The sequence below is a fragment of the Flavobacterium sp. GNP008 genome, from assembly GCF_056428965.1.
In genome coordinates this window covers 1-253 of sequence record NZ_JBWJVL010000046.1, presented here as the reverse complement: position 1 = coordinate 253, position 253 = coordinate 1, and the positions used below count along the sequence as shown (strand labels likewise).

Below are 253 nucleotides of genomic sequence, written 5' to 3'. Positions count from 1 at the left end.
CTGCCGGGCATGATCGCGATCCTTGCCGATGCGGTGGGCTTTATTACCCTGCTGATCATCGACATCGGCGTGATCCGTGAACTGGCCATCGGCGCCTCCATCGGCGTGGCGGTGATCGTGTTCACCAACCTGATCCTGCTGCCGGTGGCGATTTCCTACGCGGGCATCAGCCAGCGCGCCATCGCCAGGAGCAAGAAAGACGCGAACCGCGAACACCCGTTCTGGCGCTTGCTGTCCAGGTTCGCCAGCGCCA

Annotated in this window: 1 protein-coding gene; it reads left to right on the top strand. The window is 63.2% G+C overall.

Annotated features, from left to right (window positions below; genetic code table 11):
• On the top strand, positions 1 to 253 hold a 253-nt coding region (locus AC0608_RS13830), incomplete at both ends, for an MMPL family transporter (protein ID WP_478289482.1).